General features: G+C 57.4%; 17 protein-coding genes. 4 read left to right on the forward strand and 13 right to left on the reverse strand.

Annotation, left to right across the window (positions count from 1 at the left end; all coding sequences use genetic code 11):
* Positions 1–7 precede the first annotated feature (7 nt).
* From U9O48_RS16285 to U9O48_RS16295, 3 genes are all read left to right on the forward strand, one after another.
* Entirely contained in the window at positions 8–1,375 is a 1,368-nt protein-coding gene (locus tag U9O48_RS16285; RefSeq protein ID WP_107703114.1) for a 6-phospho-alpha-glucosidase, read from the forward strand.
* 88 nt (positions 1,376–1,463) lie between these two features.
* Positions 1,464–2,309: a 3-mercaptopyruvate sulfurtransferase gene (gene sseA / locus U9O48_RS16290; protein WP_324722800.1), complete on the forward strand. Its 846-nt coding sequence runs from the start codon at positions 1,464–1,466 to the stop codon at positions 2,307–2,309.
* The gene (locus U9O48_RS16295) at positions 2,309–3,079 is read left to right on the forward strand and encodes a MurR/RpiR family transcriptional regulator (RefSeq protein ID WP_324722801.1); all 771 of its coding nucleotides are present in this window, start codon (positions 2,309–2,311) and stop codon (positions 3,077–3,079) included. The genes sseA and U9O48_RS16295 overlap by 1 nt, the downstream gene beginning before the upstream one ends.
* Before the next feature lie 18 nt (positions 3,080–3,097).
* Here U9O48_RS16295 and sseB read toward each other — a convergent pair whose 3' ends face one another.
* From sseB to trmJ, 11 genes are all read right to left on the reverse strand, one after another.
* Complete coding sequence (gene sseB / locus U9O48_RS16300) at positions 3,098–3,874, reverse strand: enhanced serine sensitivity protein SseB (RefSeq protein ID WP_285146882.1); 777 nt, start codon at positions 3,872–3,874, stop codon at positions 3,098–3,100.
* Positions 3,875–3,970: 96 nt separating this feature from the next.
* On the reverse strand, positions 3,971–5,257 hold the full coding sequence (pepB, locus tag U9O48_RS16305; protein WP_282494197.1) for an aminopeptidase PepB: 1,287 nt from the start codon (positions 5,255–5,257) through the stop codon (positions 3,971–3,973).
* Between the two features lie 59 nt (positions 5,258–5,316).
* Positions 5,317–5,517, reverse strand: a complete 201-nt coding sequence (gene iscX, locus U9O48_RS16310) for a Fe-S cluster assembly protein IscX (protein ID WP_095282903.1) — start codon at positions 5,515–5,517, stop codon at positions 5,317–5,319.
* Positions 5,518–5,528: 11 nt separating this feature from the next.
* A complete protein-coding gene (gene fdx, locus U9O48_RS16315; RefSeq protein WP_282494196.1) occupies positions 5,529–5,864 on the reverse strand; it encodes an ISC system 2Fe-2S type ferredoxin in 336 nt (111 codons plus the stop codon).
* A gap of 1 nt (position 5,865) precedes the next feature.
* Positions 5,866–7,716: a Fe-S protein assembly chaperone HscA gene (gene hscA, locus U9O48_RS16320; RefSeq protein WP_324722802.1), complete on the reverse strand. Its 1,851-nt coding sequence runs from the start codon at positions 7,714–7,716 to the stop codon at positions 5,866–5,868.
* Between the two features lie 15 nt (positions 7,717–7,731).
* A complete protein-coding gene (gene hscB, locus U9O48_RS16325; RefSeq protein ID WP_282494194.1) occupies positions 7,732–8,247 on the reverse strand; it encodes a co-chaperone HscB in 516 nt (171 codons plus the stop codon).
* A 76-nt stretch (positions 8,248–8,323) separates the two neighbouring features.
* A complete protein-coding gene (gene iscA / locus U9O48_RS16330) occupies positions 8,324–8,647 on the reverse strand; it encodes an iron-sulfur cluster assembly protein IscA (RefSeq protein ID WP_282494193.1) in 324 nt (107 codons plus the stop codon).
* Positions 8,648–8,660: 13 nt separating this feature from the next.
* Positions 8,661–9,047, reverse strand: coding sequence for a Fe-S cluster assembly scaffold IscU (gene iscU, locus U9O48_RS16335; protein ID WP_005120408.1), 387 nt, complete (start codon positions 9,045–9,047; stop codon positions 8,661–8,663).
* Between the two features lie 22 nt (positions 9,048–9,069).
* A complete protein-coding gene (iscS, locus tag U9O48_RS16340) occupies positions 9,070–10,284 on the reverse strand; it encodes a cysteine desulfurase (protein WP_282494192.1) in 1,215 nt (404 codons plus the stop codon).
* 120 nt (positions 10,285–10,404) lie between these two features.
* Positions 10,405–10,896 (reverse strand): Fe-S cluster assembly transcriptional regulator IscR, encoded by a 492-nt coding sequence (gene iscR / locus U9O48_RS16345; protein ID WP_282494191.1) that lies wholly within the window; start codon positions 10,894–10,896, stop codon positions 10,405–10,407.
* Between the two features lie 202 nt (positions 10,897–11,098).
* Complete coding sequence (trmJ, locus tag U9O48_RS16350; protein ID WP_285146889.1) at positions 11,099–11,833, reverse strand: tRNA (cytosine(32)/uridine(32)-2'-O)-methyltransferase TrmJ; 735 nt, start codon at positions 11,831–11,833, stop codon at positions 11,099–11,101.
* A gap of 135 nt (positions 11,834–11,968) precedes the next feature.
* On the opposite strand from trmJ, the gene suhB reads away from it, so the two are divergent.
* Positions 11,969–12,775: an inositol-1-monophosphatase gene (gene suhB, locus U9O48_RS16355; RefSeq protein ID WP_282494189.1), complete on the forward strand. Its 807-nt coding sequence runs from the start codon at positions 11,969–11,971 to the stop codon at positions 12,773–12,775.
* Positions 12,776–12,843: 68 nt separating this feature from the next.
* On the opposite strand, the gene U9O48_RS16360 is transcribed toward suhB, so the two are convergent.
* Positions 12,844–13,824, reverse strand: coding sequence for a nickel/cobalt transporter (locus U9O48_RS16360; RefSeq protein WP_324722803.1), 981 nt, complete (start codon positions 13,822–13,824; stop codon positions 12,844–12,846).
* Positions 13,815–14,453 carry a DUF1007 family protein gene (locus U9O48_RS16365; protein WP_282494187.1) on the reverse strand — a complete coding sequence of 213 codons (639 nt, stop codon included), beginning with the start codon at positions 14,451–14,453 and terminating at the stop codon, positions 13,815–13,817. The genes U9O48_RS16360 and U9O48_RS16365 overlap by 10 nt, the downstream gene beginning before the upstream one ends.
* Between the last annotated feature and the right edge of the window lie 80 nt (positions 14,454–14,533).

A 14,533-nucleotide genomic window follows, 5' to 3' on the forward strand; every position in this document is an offset into this window, starting at 1 on the left:
GCCAAACATGTTTAAACCTCCCTTTATTCTCTCCATTGCCGGTGGCGGCAGCACCTACACGCCGGGCATTGTGAAAAGCCTGATGGTCCAGCTGCAGGATTTCCCGCTGGCGGAAATTCGCCTGTACGACATCGACGCCGCGCGCCAGGACACCATTGCGCCAGTGGTCGAAAAAGTGATTCGCGACCACAGTCAGAGCATCAAATTTACCGTTACCCACGACCCGGAAGTGGCGTTCAGCGGGGCACACTTTGTCTTCGCTCAGATGCGCGTCGGGCAGTACAAAATGCGCGAGCAGGATGAGAAGATCCCCCTGCGCCACGGCGTGGTCGGTCAGGAGACCTGCGGCCCCGGCGGGCTGGCCTATGGTCTGCGCACCATTTTACCGATGGTGGAGCTGATCGATCTGGTGGAGCGTTACGCTCACGAAAAAGCCTGGATCGTGAACTACTCCAACCCGGCGGCGATTGTGGCGGAAGGCGTGCGCCGCCTGCGTCCCAACGCCCGCGTACTGAACATCTGCGATATGCCGGTGGCGGCGATGCGAAATATGGGCGCGATTCTGGGTGTGGATCGTCACAAGCTTGAAGTCGACTATTTTGGCCTGAACCACTTTGGCTGGTTTACCCGCGTGCTGGTGGACGGCGTCGACAGATTGCCGGAGCTGCGCCGCCACATCGCGAAATACGGCCTGCTGACGGAAGACGCCGCCAAAACCGACCCGCAGCACTCGGACCCGTCGTGGGTAAAAACCTGGCGCAACATTAAGCCGATCATGGATAACTTCCCGGAATACCTGCCGAACCCGTATCTGCAGTATTACCTGATGCCAAACCAGATTGTTGAGCATCAGAACCCGGACTACACCCGCGCCAACGAAGTGATGAACGGACGCGAGAAAAAGCTGTTCGCGGCGGCGGAAGAGTACAAACGTACCGGCATTCTCTCTGACGCTTTCCACGTCGGCGTGCACGGCGAGTTTATTGTCGATGTGGCGCGTTCGCTGGCGTTCAACCTGCGCCAGCGCCATCTGGTGATGGTCGAAAACCGTGGGGCGATCACCAACCTGCCGTACGACGCGGTGGTGGAAGTCCCGGCATATATCACCTCCGAAGGGCCAGAGCCGATTCGCGTGGGCCAGGTTCCGCTGTTCCATCAGACGCTGCTCCAGCAGCAGCTCGCCTCTGAGCAACTGCTGGTGGAAGCGACCATCGAAGGCAGCTACGAAAAAGCGTTGCAGGCATTTACCCTGAACCGCACCGTGCCGACGATGGAGCACGCGAAAGCCATTCTCGATGAGATGATCGAGGCCAACCGCGACTACTGGCCTGCGCTGCAAAAAGCGTGGCAGGACGGCGAAGCGGTGAAAAAATAAGGGCTTGCTCGCGAGTTGAACGTGGTGTGCTTGTCGGTGTCAGATAAAACACCGACAATCCTTTTTTAAGGAAAAAATGGAGGCACCCATGTCCACCTCATATTTTGTCGCAGCCGACTGGCTTATCGAACACAGCGACGATCCGGAAGTGCAAATCCTCGATGCGCGCATGGCCCCGCCAGGGCAAGAGCATCGCGACGTTCCCGCGGAGTACCGCGCCGGACATCTTCCGGGCGCGGTCTTTTTTGATATCGAAGCCCTCTCCGACCACACCTCTCCCCTGCCCCACATGCTGCCGCGCCCGGAAGCTTTTGCCGTGGCAATGCGCGAGCTGGGCATCAGCCGCGATAAACACCTGGTGGTGTACGACGAGGGCAATCTGTTCTCCGCCCCGCGCGCGTGGTGGATGCTGAAAACCTTCGGCGTCGAGAATGTGTCGATTCTGGCCGGTGGACTGGCGGGCTGGCAGCGCGACGAGTTGCCGCTCCAGCAGGGTGATGTTTCGCTTGCGGAAGGTGATTTTGACGCCACGCTTGACGCGAGCGTAGTGAAACGGCTGACTGACGTCCTGCTTGCCAGCCACGAGAACACGGCGCAAATCATCGATGCCCGCCCGGCTCCGCGCTTTAATGCTCAGGCAGACGAACCGCGTCCCGGCCTGAAACGCGGCCATATTCCCGGCGCGCTCAACGTGCCGTGGGGCGATCTGGTATTTGAAGGCGAGCTGAAAACCACCGACGAACTGAGCGAGATTTTTGAGCGTCAGGGTGTGGATTTGCACAAACCGGTGATTGCCAGTTGCGGCTCCGGCGTCACGGCCTGCGTGGTGATTCTGGCGCTGGCAACGCTCGGCGTGACCGACGTGACGCTGTACGACGGGGCGTGGAGCGAATGGGGTGCGCGGGACGATCTGCCGATCGAACCCGCTCAATAATGGATAACCGACTGGCAACGCTGCTGACGCGCGGGGAGTCTCTGACCCGCGCGGAATATCGCGTCCTGGCCCATCTCACGGAGCATCCGCTGCTGGTGGGCAATATCACGGTGCGCGAGCTGGCGCAGGCGACCTTCGTCTCAACAGCGACCATCATGCGTCTGTGCCAGAAGCTGGGGTTTAGCGGCTTTAGCGAGTTCATCTGGCACTGCAAACAGTTACTCACCGATACGCCGCACATTGCGAGCGAGGCTCAGGATTTACCGCACCTGCCCGCCCTGTTCAGCCAGTTTATCGCCAACTATCAGCAGACCTTTCAGTGGGTGACGGAAGAGAAGCGCCGTCATTTTGCGACGCTGCTGCGCGAGAAAGAGAGTTTCTTCCTGTACGGTGCCGGGTTTTCCTATCTCTTCGCCGAGTACCTGACCAAAAAGCTGCAGGTGCTGGGCAAAACGGCGTTTATTTCCGGACCGGGCGACAGCCGGAATATCTTTCTCAGTAACGCCGCGCGCTATCAGGTGTTTATCGCGGTGTCGCGCAGCGGCGAGACGGAGCAGGTGCTGGATAAAGCGCGGATCGCCAAAAACGTCGGCATGACGGTGATCGCCTTTACCCGCGCGTCAGCGAATACCCTGGCCGGGATGGCGGATTTGCATTTTGCGCTGTATGACGAAGCGGTGCATTTCGCCGCCGAAGCCGCAGGGGTGACGTCGTTTGAATCGAATCTGGTGCTGCTGATGGATTTGCTGTTGCTGGAAGCGACGGGGTGAGTGCTCACCCCGACCGCTTTAGATAATGCGGGTAGTTTTCAGATCGCGCAGGAAGCCGCCCCAGCGACGTTCGTAGAACGGCGTGATGTGCTCGGTAATAAAGTGGCTGATGCCCTTCTCACCTTTCACGACCTGACAGATATCAATCGGCTCGTCACCCGGCAGGGTGTCGGTGGCCACGCTGCCTGCCGCCTGAATGATCTCTTCGATGTCGCCGTCCGCTTCAATGCCGATCAGCAGAACGGGCTGTTCTTCGGCGCTCTCTTTGATCGAGCAGAGAAACGCGCGCTTCACCGGCTTGATGGTTTTAAACAGCGTGGTCAGGGAGTCGATCATCTGCGCCGGGGGTTCGGCCACTTCGGAGAGCAGCAGCGTTTCGCCGCCTTCCAGCACTTCCTGCGTGCTCAGCGGGTTGCCCTCTTCACCAATCAGATGGCTGATTTCGCGCGGGGTGAACTCTTTCCCGGTCGGGAGTTTGGCGTTGAGGAACAGGGTTTCGCCGAGCGTCATTTCAAACAGCGTACGCACCGGCATGACCACGAACGCCTGCTCGTCTTCGACCGCCTGCTGCAGGGCTTCCAGCGAGGTGAAGAACGGGATGACGGAAGTGCCGTCGTCTTTCTCCCAGTGCAGCAGATCCAGCGCGCTGTCTTCGACAACCTGCTCGCCTTCCGCCGCGGTTCCCGGCACCCAGACGGTAGATTCCAGCAGGGTGCGGAAAAATGCCGGACGGTGGGCGGGTTCAGTCGCCGCCTGCTCCAGCAAAGTTTCTAATTCGTTTTTGGTTTCGGACATAGTTTCGTTACGTTTATCGCCCGGCGGCGCTGCGCTTGCACGGGCCTACGGGTTTTGTAGGCCGGGTAAGCGCAGCGCCCCCCGGCATTAAGCCAATTACTCAGCCGTCAACAGATTCGCAATAGTACGCACACCCAGACCGGTGGCGCCCGCAGACCACTGCTCGACGCCCGCTTTACGGTAGGTCGCGGAACAGTCGATGTGCAGCCAGCCTTCGCGATAGTTTTCAACGAAGTGGGACAGGAAACCTGCCGCGGTGCTTGCGCCTGCCGGGTAGGCTGCGCTGGCGGTGTTGTTCAGCTCGGCAAAGTTAGACGGCAGCTGGCTGCGGTGGAATTCCGCCAGCGGCAGACGCCAGAACGGTTCGTTCTCAGCGGCGGCACTCGCCAGCAGACGCGCGGCCAGTTTGTCGTCGAAGCTGAACAGGGCGTGATAGTCGTTGCCAAGGGCGGTTTTCGCCGCACCCGTCAGGGTCGCCATGTCGATGATCAGCTCTGGTTTCTGCGCGGAGGCGTCAATCAGGCCATCGGCCAGCACCAGACGGCCTTCGGCGTCGGTGTTCATCACTTCAACGTTTTTACCGTTGCGATAGCGAATGATATCGCCCAGCTTGAACGCGTTACCGCTCACCATGTTGTCGGCGCAGCACAGGTAGAGTTTCACGCGCTTGTTCAGACCACGGGTGATAGCAAACGCCAGCGCGCCGGTGATGGTCGCCGCGCCGCCCATGTCAGATTTCATGGAGTCCATGAAGGCGCTCTGCTTCAGGCTGTAACCGCCGGTATCAAAGGTGATACCTTTCCCGACCAGGCACGCAAAGACCGGAGCCTGTTTGTCGCCGGTTGGGTTGTAATCCAGCGCCAGCAGGACCGGTGGACGCTCAGAGCCGCGACCCACGGTGTGAATACCCATGTAATTCTGCTCACGCAGATCTTCACCTTTGGTGATGCGATACGACATTTTGTCGCCTGCGGCTTTGCAGAGCAGATCGACCGCGCGCTGCGCCAGCTGCTCAGGACCGAGCTCTTCCGCCGGGGCGTTGATGGTGTCACGCACCCAGTCGATGATGGTCAGACGGTTTTCCAGCTCTTTCTGCGCGGCTTCATCGAGGTTTGCCCACTCGACTTTACGGGTGCCTTTCGGGCCTTTGTAGCCCGCCCAAAACGCCCAGCTGCGATCCGTGTCCCAGCCAACTCCAGCCAGCGTGACGTGCTTGATGCCCAGACCGTCAATTTTACGCGCGGCGCGCTGGATCAGGCCCAAGTCATCGGAATCGTTCAGGTGCAGGGTAATGCCGTCATTATTAATGCTGTAGGTGGCTTTGTCGCCCCAGCGTGCGTCCGCAGGCTGTGTAGAGAGCGTAATTTTCATCGCTTCGGTCATTTTATTTTTCCTTATTAGCAACTAGCAAACGGGCCGCCAGAGGCAGCCCGTTTCATTTTCTACTCTGCTTCATCTAACCAGACTAACAGAATCGCCTCCAGAATTTTTTCATTGGATGCGCTGGGATCGTCGTCAAAATCTTCCAGGTCGCAGATCCACTGATGCATATCGGTGAATCGTACGGTCTTCGGATCGAGATCCGGGTTGGCGTCGTATAGCGCCTCGCCGATTTCGCGGCTGTCGGTCCACTTCAGTCCCATACTACCCCCTGTTAGTGCTCGCGCGCATGGTTGATAGTGTAACGCGGGATTTCGACCACCAGGTCTTCATCGGTGACGCGCGCCTGGCAGCTTAAACGGCTGTCTGGCTCCAGACCCCATGCTTTATCCAGCATGTCGTCTTCGTCTTCGGTGCTTTCCGCGAGGGAGTCGAAACCTTCACGCACGATGCAGTGGCAGGTGGTGCAGGCACAGGATTTTTCACAGGCGTGTTCCACTTCGATACCGCCCCGCAGGGCAACGTCGAGGATGGTTTCGCCGGTCTCAGCTTCCAGAACTGCGCCATCCGGACAGAGGTCCGCATGAGGCAGAAAAACAATCTTTGGCATATTAAACCTCGTCCACGGACTGGCCTTTCAGCGCGGTACGGACAGACTGGTCCATACGGCGTGCGGCGAAATCCTGGGTTTGCTTATCAACGTTTTTAATCGCTTGTTCTATTGCGTCAGCGTCATCGCCTTCGGCCACCGCGCGTAACTGCGCAACGGCGTCGTCAATTACCTGGCGCTCTGCGGCGCTTAGCAGCGCGGCATCAGCAGTGAGTGCGCCTTCCAGACTTTCCAGCACGCGCGCGGCTTCGACTTTCTGCTCCGCCAGCATACGTGCCTTCACATCCTGTTCGGCATAGCTCATTGAATCCTGAATCATGGAGGCGATTTCGCCATCGGTCAGACCGTAGGACGGTTTCACCTGGATGGAAGACTCCACGCCGGTAGATTTTTCCATCGCCGTAACGCTCAGCAGGCCGTCCGCATCCACCTGGAAGGTGACGCGAATATGCGCCCCGCCCGCCGGCAGCGCCGGGATACCGCGCAGCGCGAAACGCGCCAGCGAGCGGCAGTCCTGAACCAGCTCGCGCTCGCCCTGCATCACGTGGATGGACATCGCCGTCTGACCGTCTTTGAAAGTGGTGAACTCCTGCGCGCGGGCCACCGGAATGGTGGTGTTACGCGGGATCACTTTCTCGACCAGGCCGCCCATGGTTTCCAGCCCTAAGGAGAGCGGAATCACATCGAGCAGCAGCATTTCGCTGTCCGGCTTATTGCCGACCAGAATGTCCGCCTGAATCGCGGCGCCAATCGCCACCACTTTATCCGGGTCGATGGAGGTGAGCGGCGTGCGGCCAAAGAATTCACCGACGCGTTCGCGCACCAATGGCACACGGGTTGAACCACCGACCATCACCACTTCCAGCACTTCGCTGGCTTCGACGTTAGCGTCTTTCAGCGCGCGACGGCAGGCCAGCAGGGTACGTTTTACCAACGCGGCAATCAGTTCGTTGAACTGCTCGCAGGTGATTTCCCCGCTCCAGCCCGCCACGTTAACGGTGACAGACTGCGCGTCGCTGAGCGCGATTTTGGCGTCGATAGCGGCGTCGAGCAGCTCGCGCTGCACGCGGACGTCGCTGCGATCGGCAATGCCCGCCTGTTCGCGAATGTAATCCGCCAGCAGATGGTCGAAGTCGTCGCCGCCGAGGGCAGAATCGCCGCCGGTTGCCAGCACTTCGAATACGCCACGGCTGAGGCGCAGAATCGAGATATCAAAGGTGCCGCCACCGAGATCGTAAACGGCAATCACCCCTTCCTGACCGGAGTCGAGGCCGTAGGCAATCGCCGCGGCGGTCGGTTCGTTGAGCAGGCGCAGCACATGCAGCCCAGCCAGACGCGCGGCGTCTTTGGTGCCCTGACGCTGAGCGTCGTCAAAGTAGGCCGGAACGGTGATCACCACGCCGTCGAGTTCGCCTTCCAGCGTGGCGGTCGCACGGGCGGCCAGCGCTTTCAGAATGTCAGCGGAGATGCGAATCGGGTTGAGTAAACCGGCATCGGTTGCGATCATCGGCAGGCCATTTTCACTGGCCTGCAGCTGATACGGCAGGTGCGGGTAACGTGTCTGGATATCGACCAGCGAGCGGCCCATCATGCGTTTTACCGAGCTGATGGTATTGGCGGGGTCTTTCGCGGCATTGGCGCGCGCGTCGTATCCCACAGAGTGGCCATGCTGCTGGTAGTAAACCACGGAAGGCAGCAGGTGACGCCCTTCGGCGTCTGCCAGGGTTTCGGCCTGGCCGCTGCGCACGGTCGCGACGAGAGAATTGGTGGTACCTAAATCAATGCCCACCGCCAGACGACGCTGGTGCGGTGCGGCGCTCAGACCAGGCTCACTAATTTGTAATAAGGCCATGTTAAGCTTCCAAAATCAGAAATCGAGCAGCTTTTCTTCGAGTTGTTCAGCACTGCTTCGCAGTTTATCGAGAAAACGCAGCTTGCGTACAGTGTCCGCCGCTACGTCCCACGTCTCGTTATTCAGTTGTTCAACCATCTGCTGATGGCGGGTATCGAACATTGCTTTCACCCGTTTGATGAAGCTTTCAAGACGGACTTCGTCTTTCGCCTGTTCGATCTCATCCAGCTCTTCGCGAAGCTCCAGCTGTTCCATCAGGAAAGCCGTGTCGCGAACGGTGTGTTGCTCGCTCGCCAGATCAAAACCGTGGAGTGAAAGCAGATACTCTGCGCGCGCGAGCGGGCTGCGCAGGGTTTGCCACGCCTGGTTGATGGTGGCCGACTGCGAAACCGCAGCCAGTTGCTCCGCCGGTGACCCGCTGGCAAATTTATCCGGATGGAATTGACGTTGCAGATCCTGGAAACGAACCGTCAGGGCCTGGATGTCGATCGGGTACTGGGCGGGCAACCCAAAGAGGGTGAAGTAATCCATAACAATCTCAGGGTTAGCCAGTTAGAACAAACCCCACACGTAGCCAGGCCACGGTGGGGTTTCGGTTAACGCGCAGTTAAACGTGGAAGCTTTCGCCGCAACCGCACTCGTCTTTTACGTTCGGATTGGTGAATTTAAAGCCTTCGTTCAGGCCTTCTTTCACAAAATCCAGCTGAGTGCCGTTGAGAAATTGCAGGCTCTTGCCATCGACTACTACCTTCACGCCTTTGTCTTCAAACACGGTGTCATCCGTCGCCGGTTCGTCAACAAACTCCAGTACATAAGCCATACCGGAACAGCCGGAGGTACGTACGCCCAGTCGCAGGCCAAAGCCTTTACCACGGTTCGCCAGAAAGGCGCTTACTCGCGCGGCAGCGCTGTCGCTAAGGGTAATCGACATACTCAAACCTCAATTATTTTGCTTCACGTTTGCTTTTATAGTCCGCAATGGCGGCTTTGATCGCGTCTTCTGCCAGGATAGAGCAGTGAATTTTCACCGGTGGCAGTTCGAGTTCGTCAGCAATATCAGTGTTTTTAATTGCCTGTGCTTCGTCCAGAGACTTGCCCTTCACCCACTCGGTGACCAGGGAGCTGGATGCGATCGCAGAACCGCAGCCGTAAGTCTTGAAACGTGCGTCTTCAATGATACCTTCATTGTTGACTTTAATCTGCAACTTCATCACGTCGCCACAGGCCGGTGCGCCGACCATGCCGCTACCAACGCTTTCGTCGCTGTTGTCGAAAGAGCCAACGTTGCGTGGGTTCTCGTAATGATCAATAACTTTTTCGCTGTAAGCCATGTTGAATTCTCCTTCGTACCGATTAGTGATGTGACCATTCAATGCTGTTCAGATCCACGCCCTGTTTGAACATTTCCCACAATGGAGAAAGGTCACGCAGACGGCCGATGGAGTTACGAACCAGCTTGATGGTGTAGTCAATCTCTTCTTCGGTAGTGAAGCGACCTAAAGAGAAACGGATAGAACTGTGTGCCAGCTCGTCGGTCATGCCCAGTGCGCGCAGCACGTAGGATGGCTCAAGGCTTGCAGACGTACAGGCAGAACCGGAAGAGACGGCCAGGTCTTTCAGAGCCATAATCAGCGATTCGCCTTCAACATAGTTGAAGCTGACGTTGAGGATGTTTGGAGCACCCTGTTCAAGGTCGCCGTTCAGATACACTTCTTCCATATCTTTCACGCCGTCCCACAGACGGTTACGCAGCGTGCGCAGACGCGCCATCTCGCTTTCCATCTCTTCTTTTGCAATACGGTAAGCTTCGCCCATGCCGACGATCTGGTGAACAGGCAGCGTACCGGAACGCATGCCGCGCTCGTGACCGCCGCCGTGCATCTGTGCTTCGATGCGGATACGTGGCTTACGACGAACGTACAGCGCGCCGATACCTTTCGGGCCATAGATTTTGTGGCCGGAGAAGGACATCAGGTCCACTTTCAGCTGGCTCAGGTCGATAGGCAGTTTGCCCACGCTCTGGGTGGCATCTACGTGATAGATGATACCGCGCGCACGGCAGAGTTCGCCGATGGTCGCGATATCCTGCACCACGCCGATTTCGTTATTAACGTGCATGATGGACACCAGAATGGTGTCGTCGCGCATCGCCGCTTCGAGCTCTTTCAGGTCGATAATACCGTTGCTCTGTGGGGCGAGATAGGTGACCTCAAAACCTTCACGCTCGAGCTGGCGACAGGTGTCCAGCACGGCTTTGTGTTCGGTTTTGCTGGTGATGATGTGCTTGCCTTTTTTCTGATAGAAGTTGGCCGCACCTTTAATCGCCAGGTTGTCGGATTCGGTCGCACCGGAGGTGAAAACAATTTCACGCGGGTCGGCGCCAACCAGCTCAGCAATCTGATTACGGGCGATATCAACCGCCTCTTCAGCATGCCAGCCAAAACGGTGTGAACGGGAAGCTGGGTTACCAAAGTTTCCGTCCAGGGTCAGACACTGCATCATTTTCTCGGCAACACGCGGGTCCACCGGCGTGGTTGCGGAGTAATCGAGATAGATCGGTAATTTCATTGTTCTATAAACTCCGTACATCGCTCTAATGCAAGGAATCAGGCTAACCGGCTGGATGTACGACCGAGTAGACGGGGCGAGCTAACGCCCCGGCCTGATTCGAAAAATCTTATCGTTTTTTTAAGCGCGTAACTTAACGTCGATCGCGTCTTGTCCGCGGGTGCTGCGTTGTGATTCATGGCTGTGCTGGCGGCCAGATACATCCAGAACTTCCTGGTTATTCACCAGTTCACCGAGGGTGATGTTGTTCAGGAAGCCGGTCAGACGGTCGCTCAGATCGCGCCACAGCGCGTGGGTCAGGCATTTATCGCCGCCCTGACAGCCGCCTTTGCCCTGGCAACGGGTCGCATCTACCGACTCATCAACAGCGCTAATAACTTCGCCCACTGCAATACTGCCCGCGTCTTTACCCAGCAGATAGCCGCCGCCTGGGCCGCGCACGCTGGAAACCAATCCGTTTTTACGCAATCTGGAGAACAGCTGTTCCAGATAAGAGAGGGAAATTCCCTGACGTTCAGAAATATCAGCCAACGGAACCGGGCCCGATTCAGAGTTGAGCGCAACGTCCAGCATCGCGGTCACAGCATAACGCCCTTTAGATGTCAGTCTCATGTCTTACTTAACCTCAAACTCGCCCCTGCCCGGGGTTTTTTATTGTAAAATGGGGGGTATTGCATAGCAGGGCCAAGTCTGACATTCCCGACTAAATTGGTCAACTATTTACTTGACTGTTTTAGTCAGGTATTTAGCCATATGTGCGCTCAAAGCCTTGCCGGGTGGCGCTTCGCTTACCCGGCCTACAAAATCGTGCGCACTACTCTTTATTCTTCTGCTCAATAATCGACGCCAGCATCCCGCGCAAAATGTTCAGTTCCTGCGTTTCCGGGCGAGCGCGGGTAAACAGACGGCGCAGCTTGTTCATCACCTGACCTGGGTGCGACGCGCGGATAAAACCGGTGGTCAACAGCGTTTGTTCCAGATGACCGTAGAAACGCTCCAGATCGTCCACCAGCGGATACGCGGCCTCTTCTTCCTGCTCGGCGCTGACGCCTTTTTCCTGGGTTGCCAGCCACGCCATACGTACTTCATAGGCGATAACCTGCACCGCCATCGCCAGGTTCAGGGAGCTGTATTCCGGGTTTGCGGCAATCGCCACGTGATAATGACACTTCTGCAGTTCGTCGTTGGTCAGGCCGACGCGCTCACGGCCAAACACCAGAGCGATAGGCGCCTGCTGTGCTTCGGCGACGCTTTTCAGGCCGCATTCGCGCGGATCGAGCATCGGCCACGGCAACGTGCGTGAACGCGCGCTGGTACCAACAACCAGGCTACAGCCCGCCAGCGCTTCGTCGAGGGTATCAACGATCTGCGCGTTGCCGATCACGTCACTCGCGCCTGCTGCCAGGGCGATGGCCTGAGAATCTGGTTTCACCAGCGGATTGACCAGCCACAGATTGGTTAAACCCATGGTTTTCATAGCGCGGGCGACAGAGCCCATATTGCCGGTGTGCGATGTTTCGACCAGTACGATTCGGATGTTTTGCAGCATAATGAGTTTTTCGAAAGCCAGTGTCTGAAGAATATTCGGTCATATTATCATAAACGAGAGACATGATCCGAACTCGCTGCTATACTCTGGGCCGTTTTCGTTTCCCTGTTCTTTAACATCCAGTGAGAGTAACCGATGCAACATCCTATGTTGACCATCGCCGTGCGCGCAGCGCGCAAGGCGGGTAATGTAATTGCCAAACACTACGAAACACCAGATTCTGTAGAAACCAGCCAGAAAGGCAGCAATGACTTTGTGACTAACGTCGATAAAGCCGCAGAAGCGATTATTGTCGAAACCATTCGCAAATCTTACCCGCAGCACACCATCATCGCTGAAGAAGGCGGTGAAATGACAGGCGAAGATCAGGATGTTCAATGGGTAATCGATCCACTGGATGGCACCACCAACTTCGTTAAACGCCTCCCACATTTCTCTGTTTCTATCGCTGTACGCATCAAAGGCCGTACTGAAGTGGCCGTTGTTTACGATCCAATGCGTAACGAACTGTTCACCGCAACCCGTGGTCAGGGCGCACAGCTGAACGGCTACCGTCTGCGCGGCAGCAACTCTCGCGATCTGGATGGCACTATTCTGGCGACCGGTTTCCCGTTCAAAGCCAAACAACACGCTCAGACCTACATGAAGATCCTCGGCAAGCTCTACACCGAATGCGCGGATTTCCGTCGCACCGGTTCTGCTGCGCTGGATCTGGCTTACGTTGCCGCGGGCCGCGTTGACGGTTACTTCGAAATCGCGCTGAAGCCGTGGGATTTTGCAGCAGGCGAACTGATTGCCCGTGAAGCAGGCGCCCTGGTGTGTGATTTCACCGGCGGTCATAACTACATGATGAGCGGTAACATTGTTGCCGGTAACCCGCGTGTCGTGAAAGCGATGCTGGCGAACATGCGTGACGAACTGAGTGAAGCGCTGAAGCGTTAATTCCTTTCGGTTCCCTCTCCCTGTGGGAGAGGGTTAGGGTGAGGGCATCAGCGCTCACCCTACTAAAATTAAAACGGTCGTATCCCCCGCCCCACCGGCACCGCGCTGATCCACATCGTCACCGCCGCCACCAGTAAAATTACCCCGCCCGCTAATGCCAGCGTCGTCCAGCCCACCTGCCGCCACAGTACCGGCGTTTTGTTGCCGCTCAGTTTTACCGCCAGCTGGCGAAAACTGTGGACCAGCAAGGCCAGCGACGTAATCGTCAGCGACGTCCCCGCCGCCATCGCCAGCGCGGAGATCACGCCCCAGCTAAACACCCCAATCACCTTACTGAACAACAGCACCATGATCGCCCCGGAACAGGGCCGCATCCCCATCGACAGGATAATCACCAGCCGCGCGCGCCAGTCGTCCCCGCTTTGCAGCTGCTCCTGCGTCGGCAAATGCTGATGCCCGCAGCCACAGTGTGCATCGTGAACATGATGCGGCGTAAACGCTTTGAATTTGGGTTTCTGCAGCAAGGCCCGCAGTTTTTTGACCGCTCGCCAACAGAGCAACAGCCCCAGCACACCCACCAGGGCATAGCTGCCCTTTTCCAGCCAGAAGCTGCTCATGTGCAGCTGGCGAGCCGGGAGTTGCAGCACCGTCAGCACCACAACCACCAGCGCAATCGCCACCAGCCCCTGCAATAAAGAAGAGGCGAGCGTCAGGCCAATACTCGATTTGAGCTTTGAAGGATGGGTTGCAAGCCAGGTGGTGATCACAATTTTTCCGTGGCCCGGCCCCAGGGCGTGCAGCACGCCGTAGAGAAAACTGAAGATCAGCAGCGAGCCACCCGCTTTTGTCGGATTCTCCGCCACCGACTTGAGCAGCCCGCTCATCTGCTGATTAACCTCGCGCTGCCAGATGATGCTTTTCATCATCACCTGCGGCCACGCCTGCCAGAGCCACAATGCGCCAACGGCGGCCAGAATCAGAAAAAGGAATAGCGGCCAGAGATGCAGCCAGCGGCGTTTTTTACTGAGTGAGGAGACAATCACTGACATTGCACGGTCACCTGCTGCGCAAACTGTTTACCCAAATCCATATCCTCCGGCGGCGCGTCGGCTTTATCGAGGGACAGCGCAAAATTCATCGTCTCTTCGCTCGGCGTTGGCGTATGGACCGCAATTTTGCAGCGCTTTTGCAGCGCGGCGGGAAGGGTCGCGTCTTTGTCCTCGGCATAGCTCATGTCGACGTAGTAGCTCGGGTCAAAGGTCGAAAACGTGTATTTCTGCCCGGCGAGCGGCTGCGGTTCCGCCAGCGGCAGAATAAAGGTTAACACCGCCTGATGACCGTCGCGCTCCATCCCGTAGGTGGTGGGCCGATTGAGGAATTTCACTTTCTGGCCGTTGTGCCAGAACTCGGTGAAGTAGTGCTGCCCGAGCACATTCGCCATCACCTCCGCCGCCAGTTTTTTCCAGATCTCATCGCCCGGTTTCGCATTACCTGCGTCATAGAGCAGATCCGCTGATGTGATTTCATCCATCGTCCAGCGCATTTTCAGCCCGCTGAGATGCGTATCATCCGCGACAATTTCCGTCTGCAGGCTGATAAAACTGTGAGGATGCGCGGCAGCGGCAGAAGATAAAACCGCCAAAAATAGCGCCGTCGCGCTGTGTTTAACTATTTGCATCTATTCCTCACGTCAAAAATTCTGTGATGTTCTCCCGCATTCCTGACGGAAAGACCCGCGGGTGCGCTTTCCTGCGCACA

The sequence above is a fragment of the Lelliottia sp. JS-SCA-14 genome (genome assembly GCF_035593345.1).
Classification (GTDB): Bacteria; Pseudomonadota; Gammaproteobacteria; order Enterobacterales; family Enterobacteriaceae; genus Enterobacter; species Enterobacter wanjuensis.

Coding starts and splice junctions, on each gene's coding strand:
- iscU (WP_005120408.1), bottom strand. CDS start 9,047: ATGGCTTACAGCGAAAAAGTTATTGATCATTACGAGAACCCACGCAAC.
- iscS (WP_282494192.1), bottom strand. CDS start 10,284: ATGAAATTACCGATCTATCTCGATTACTCCGCAACCACGCCGGTGGAC.
- iscR (WP_282494191.1), bottom strand. CDS start 10,896: ATGAGACTGACATCTAAAGGGCGTTATGCTGTGACCGCGATGCTGGAC.
- sseB (WP_285146882.1), bottom strand. CDS start 3,874: ATGTCCGAAACCAAAAACGAATTAGAAACTTTGCTGGAGCAGGCGGCG.
- U9O48_RS16360 (WP_324722803.1), bottom strand. CDS start 13,824: ATGTCAGTGATTGTCTCCTCACTCAGTAAAAAACGCCGCTGGCTGCAT.
- sseA (WP_324722800.1), top strand. CDS start 1,464: ATGTCCACCTCATATTTTGTCGCAGCCGACTGGCTTATCGAACACAGC.
- iscA (WP_282494193.1), bottom strand. CDS start 8,647: ATGTCGATTACCCTTAGCGACAGCGCTGCCGCGCGAGTAAGCGCCTTT.
- U9O48_RS16285 (WP_107703114.1), top strand. CDS start 8: ATGTTTAAACCTCCCTTTATTCTCTCCATTGCCGGTGGCGGCAGCACC.
- trmJ (WP_285146889.1), bottom strand. CDS start 11,833: ATGCTGCAAAACATCCGAATCGTACTGGTCGAAACATCGCACACCGGC.
- U9O48_RS16295 (WP_324722801.1), top strand. CDS start 2,309: ATGGATAACCGACTGGCAACGCTGCTGACGCGCGGGGAGTCTCTGACC.
- fdx (WP_282494196.1), bottom strand. CDS start 5,864: ATGCCAAAGATTGTTTTTCTGCCTCATGCGGACCTCTGTCCGGATGGC.
- pepB (WP_282494197.1), bottom strand. CDS start 5,257: ATGACCGAAGCGATGAAAATTACGCTCTCTACACAGCCTGCGGACGCA.
- hscA (WP_324722802.1), bottom strand. CDS start 7,716: ATGGCCTTATTACAAATTAGTGAGCCTGGTCTGAGCGCCGCACCGCAC.
- iscX (WP_095282903.1), bottom strand. CDS start 5,517: ATGGGACTGAAGTGGACCGACAGCCGCGAAATCGGCGAGGCGCTATAC.
- U9O48_RS16365 (WP_282494187.1), bottom strand. CDS start 14,453: ATGCAAATAGTTAAACACAGCGCGACGGCGCTATTTTTGGCGGTTTTA.
- hscB (WP_282494194.1), bottom strand. CDS start 8,247: ATGGATTACTTCACCCTCTTTGGGTTGCCCGCCCAGTACCCGATCGAC.
- suhB (WP_282494189.1), top strand. CDS start 11,969: ATGCAACATCCTATGTTGACCATCGCCGTGCGCGCAGCGCGCAAGGCG.